This is a genomic window from Cryobacterium melibiosiphilum, from assembly GCF_003602235.1.
Taxonomy (GTDB): Bacteria; Actinomycetota; Actinomycetes; order Actinomycetales; family Microbacteriaceae; genus Cryobacterium; species Cryobacterium melibiosiphilum.
Genome location: NZ_QZVS01000014.1, coordinates 1 through 3014 on the forward strand (window position 1 = coordinate 1; position 3014 = coordinate 3014).

Below are 3014 nucleotides of genomic sequence, written 5' to 3' on the forward strand. Positions count from 1 at the left end.
GATGAAAGCCCCGCCGGAATCATCCGGCGGGGCTTTTCCAGACCCGGACATCGTCACCGACGATGACGCCGCCACCGTCAAATAACGCGACGGACAACAGCGCGCGAACAGGATCAACACGACTGCCAAGACCACTACGACGACGACGATCGCCCCTTTTACGATCCGTGGGCTCAGAAACCTAGTTCCTTCTGGGTAGGTTGCCTCCGACGTCTCCCGTCGAAGCGCAACGATTCCAAGATAGGCGAGCACTACTGTCCCGCAGGTCCCGAGAAGACCAACTAAAAATTCCGCCGTCACGCCGAAACCACCACTGAAGCTGATGACTCCGTACCCAACAACCGCCAGCAACACGAGGACGAGATAAGACAGTCGGACGACCCACCCCGCTCGTGACCGGACGGAGGACGAGAGGATCACCGCTACCAACGGTGCGAGCATCGACCCGCCGAAAAGTAAAGCGGGTACAACCCTCACATCACGCCCCGGGCACGGGGCAACGAGAGCGCACATCGTGGGGAATCCTTGCGCCATCCAGAAAACCAACCAGGTGACGCCCACAATGGCCACCGCTGGAAACACCACGCCCAGGCGCGATCTCGTCTGAATATTGGAAGTCATGTCAAGAGTGTCCCATTGCCGCGCGTGACTGACGCACTACAGAATCGTCCGATGACAACTCGTTACCTGTCAGAGTTGGCGGACAGCTCCAGAGTCCAAGGCGCTGTTTTCCATATGGGGTTCGGCTAACGGACACTCAACCCATGCTCGACACGTGTCATCTATACGTTCGATTACGTGACATAACGATCGTAAGGCTCAGGAAGCCTGAATTTGTCACATATTCCGTCATTTATTCTTCATGTTGCAAACGATAGGCACTCGGCCAATGTGACGATGATCTAAGAAAATTTTGGCGGGCATCACGATGCGGGTTAAGGCCCGCGCCTACGATGCACAATGTCGCTAAGCAGAAGTCACACGTATCCACCCCGTGCTACGGGGCAAAGTCGCGCCAGCTGCGAGTTTTGTCACGAGGACGGTCCGACGAACTTCCGCAGCCACTCCCAGGCGTCTTTGGCCAGCCACCCCGAATATTCCCTACCGCTGATGTCGATGACAATTGCTCGGTCTGTCCCGTCCATGTGAGCGTTGAGCGCGGCGAATACTTCCCGCGGCGTCTGACTCGTAACCACGATCCAGGTGGATTCCATGTAGTGCCACCAGCTGCCTTGGGCCTTGATCGCCTCGTGGAGCGCGTCGTATTTCTGGCCTGGGCTGTTCAGGTCATAGGTGATCAAAAGTGTGGACATGGGGGATGCGCTCCTAGCAGTTCAGTGATCTATTCGAATCGCATGTCGTTTGCGACCTTGCGAACGACTGCCTCGTGCGCAGTTTTGCGCGCTTCGTCGGACTCGCGTTCTCGTTCTGCGGTTGCGAGCTCGGACGCGTATTCAGCGTTTGTGGCGGCGACCGTCTGCCGTACCGTCGCGACGTGGGTATCCCGCACCTCTTCGATGGTTGTGCCATCGAGAATGAGAGATGACCCCGAGACCCTCGCGATCCCCTGCCTGTGCATTGTTGTCCAGGTGTTCGGGTTGTCCCAGAAGTGAACGAGCAGTCTTGCTTCTCTGCCTGACGGCGCGCGGGAGAGTTTCACCGGTACGGCGTACAAACCCGAACCTGGTGTCCCGTCGTTGCGAGGATGGCCGACGTTTTCGGTGTCGATTCCGATAATGCTGAGGGGTTCGGGCATGTACCCATAGTGTCATCTACCTACGACATTGCAGCCGACGTCGAATGCATGGGCTGCATTGGTCGACGCTGCCCGGACACGGATAAGGAGGGGCGACAACTTTTGCTGTCGCCCCACCTGCGGAAACTAGACCCGTTGGGTGATCGTGCCATCCGGGTTGTTCTTGGCAGCCCGATCGTTGACGAACTGTCCCGTTGACGCTGAACGGTTCACGGAGCGAGCATTGCCCGTTCCGTTGCCCACACGCTCGGTCGTCGTCTTGGATGGCCACCGAGCTGCGGCGGCGTTGGAGACGAACTTTCCGGACTTTGCACTGCGATTTACAGATTGACCCATTGTGGGCCTCCTTCGGAGTTGTGGGAGATTCACTAGGGACACTCCCGACTGGTTACTACGGACGCCGAGTGGTCGTGGTGACCGTGACTCGGACAATGACGGGCTTGATGCGAACGATGCGCACAACGCGAGTTGCCATTTCAACCTCCTCTCTCAGGGGTAGTGCCTGAGAGAGGAGGGCTGTTCCGTAACAGCCGGAGACTCCGGTATAGTCAGTCTTCACCATAAGGACTGCCTAATCTCAGGACTTGGTCGGCCGACTCGTTGACGCGGGTCGGCCATTTTCATTATTGAGTTATGTCACCAGCTGGATGCTGGCGTTCAGCTATATGTGCGGGCATCGTCATTTCCCCCCAACTATCTTGGAAGTATTTTTCCCGTTGCTCGGGGGCGCTGCGTTCGCCTTGTTCACAATCGCGGCTGCAACTCGGGTGGTTACAGTACGTCGGGCAGCTTGGCCCTGACGCGTGCCTATAGACGACTGCTCCACTCGGGACTTGAAACTAGTCATGCAACATTTTCCCTTCTCTGTCGGTCGCGCTCATTGGCCATCATCCGCTCGACGGCCTTGTCCGTCACGCCGAGGCGCCGGGCAATTTCGACGTGGCTGTGGCCTGCTGATGAGAGCACAAATGCCTGTTTCACTCTTGGGTCTTTGATCGTCGCGAGCACGCGTCGGATCTCGTGCTGGGTGGACACCCTTACTACAACGTCCTCATGGTGCCCGAAGCCGGCTTCGGGGATTTCAGCGGCGTCCACCGCGTTGAAACTTGCGTCCCCATACGTTTCGTGATACCAGGCCCGATAGACGTTGGCGAACTGCTGTTGAACGTCTCCCGGGGTGACGATGTGGGCGTCTTCCCCGGTGACAATGGGGTTTAGCGCGTCAGGATTTGGTATCTGTTCGTCGGCGGCGTCAGGC

The 3014-nt window shown here is 57.9% G+C and carries 5 protein-coding genes; all 5 read right to left on the bottom strand.

Annotated elements, in window-relative coordinates:
• Positions 1-621, bottom strand: a 621-nt coding sequence (locus D6T64_RS22030; RefSeq protein WP_147364377.1) for a hypothetical protein, incomplete at its 3' end; no start/stop codon positions are given.
• Positions 622-1031: 410 nt separating this feature from the next.
• The gene (locus D6T64_RS00120) at positions 1032-1313 is read right to left on the bottom strand and encodes a hypothetical protein (protein ID WP_119970258.1); all 282 of its coding nucleotides are present in this window, start codon (positions 1311-1313) and stop codon (positions 1032-1034) included.
• A gap of 29 nt (positions 1314-1342) precedes the next feature.
• Complete coding sequence (locus tag D6T64_RS00125; protein WP_119970260.1) at positions 1343-1756, bottom strand: hypothetical protein; 414 nt, start codon at positions 1754-1756, stop codon at positions 1343-1345.
• 126 nt (positions 1757-1882) lie between these two features.
• On the bottom strand, positions 1883-2092 hold the full coding sequence (locus D6T64_RS00130; protein ID WP_119970262.1) for an ABC transporter ATP-binding protein: 210 nt from the start codon (positions 2090-2092) through the stop codon (positions 1883-1885).
• A 507-nt stretch (positions 2093-2599) separates the two neighbouring features.
• Positions 2600-3014: RNA polymerase sigma factor sigma-70 region 4 domain-containing protein (locus tag D6T64_RS22360; RefSeq protein ID WP_158594737.1), on the bottom strand; the 415-nt coding region annotated here is incomplete at its 5' end.